Genomic DNA, 1,367 nt, shown 5'->3' with positions numbered 1-1,367 from the left:
CTAATGGGATGTACCGGCTGCTTCACCCAGCAGGTTAGGCTGAGCCTATTTCTGCAAATAGGAGAAGTAGCATGGCGAAGACTGAATTTGATGAACTGAAGTCGATTGGCATCGATATCGGCAAAGACACGTTCCACCTTGTCGGCTTTGATCACGATGGGCAGCGTGTTTTGCGCAAGCAGATCAAACGACTTGCTTTGATCGCGACATTCGAGAAACTGCCGCGTTGCGTGGTTGGCATGGAAGCCTGTTTGAGTGCGCATTTTGTCAGTCGGACGTTGCGCAAGATGGGCTTTGAGCCCCGGATCATTCCTGCAATCTACGTTAAACCATTCAACAAGGGGCAGAAAAACGACTACAACGACGCAGAAGCGATTGCTGAGGCGGCACTGCGTCCGAACTTGAAAGCAGTTTCCGAGAAGACTCAGGACCAGCTCGACTTACAGGCTTTGCATCGTGTGCGATCACGTCTGGTGTCGCGCCGGACAGCGACGATTAACCAGATCCGTGCTTTCTTGATCGAACAAGGCATTACGGTGCGCAGAGGTCTGCGCGCCTTGAAGAACTCCTTCGAGACAATCTTAGAGGAGCGCAAAGAGGAGATATCACCCCGGATGCGTTCGATCCTGATCGGCCTTTACGGCGACTGGATGTGGATGGACGACCGGATCGACAAGGTATCGCAGGAGATCGAAGAGATCAGTCGAACCGAAGAGAACTGCGTCAACGTCATGACGATACCTGGAATTGGTCCGATGATCTCAACAGCGATGGTTGCGGCGATTGGTGAAGGCGAAGCCTTTGATCGCGGGCGCGACTTTGCAGCTTGGGTCGGACTTGTGCCCCGGCAATACAGCACCGGTGGGCGGACGGTCCTCGGACGCATCTCAAAACGCGGTAGTAGATATCTGAGGATGCTGTTCGTTCAGGCGGCAAAAGTCATCATGATGCGACCGCACCGCTGGCCAGACTTCAGCTTTGGCGACTGGTTGGTTCGCGCATCAGAACGTATGCATCGAAACAAGGCCGCCGTCGCACTCGCCAACAAGCTGGCCCGCATGGCATGGAGCATTCTAAGGCACAAGACGACATTCGACACACCAAGAGATGAGGTTGCAATCGGCGTCTAACAACCCGAAGCAGCTCAAAGGAGTTCGCGATAGATAGAAAGCATGGAACGGAATAATTACGCCCCCAGAGTCTGACGGCCCATTAGGTCATAATCGACCTGTCCGCTAATGAGATCACGGTGCGTGCGTAACCCCAACAAGGCCACGACCCGCGTGTCGATCAACAGGCCGGATACATATGAGCGACTTCCGAAAGCGTGCAAGAAATCATTTGCGAACAGCAGCCGGTACATACAT

At 53.8% G+C, this 1,367-nt stretch carries 2 protein-coding genes; one reads left to right on the top strand and one right to left on the bottom strand.

Annotation, left to right across the window (positions count from 1 at the left end; translation table 11 throughout):
• Positions 1-71: 71 nt before the first annotated feature.
• Positions 72-1,130, top strand: a complete 1,059-nt coding sequence (locus BUC32_RS20050) for an IS110 family RNA-guided transposase (RefSeq protein WP_073257436.1) — start codon at positions 72-74, stop codon at positions 1,128-1,130.
• Positions 1,131-1,186: 56 nt separating this feature from the next.
• Here the strand turns inward: BUC32_RS20050 and BUC32_RS20775 are convergent.
• Positions 1,187-1,367, bottom strand: a 181-nt coding sequence (locus tag BUC32_RS20775) for a hypothetical protein (RefSeq protein ID WP_175556984.1), incomplete at its 5' end; no start/stop codon positions are given.

This window comes from Shimia gijangensis, from assembly GCF_900142085.1.
GTDB classification, from domain to species: domain Bacteria; phylum Pseudomonadota; class Alphaproteobacteria; order Rhodobacterales; family Rhodobacteraceae; genus Shimia; species Shimia gijangensis.
This window is presented reverse-complemented; position numbering and strand designations above follow the sequence as displayed.

Coding starts and splice junctions, on each gene's coding strand:
- BUC32_RS20050 (WP_073257436.1), top strand. CDS start 72: ATGGCGAAGACTGAATTTGATGAACTGAAGTCGATTGGCATCGATATC.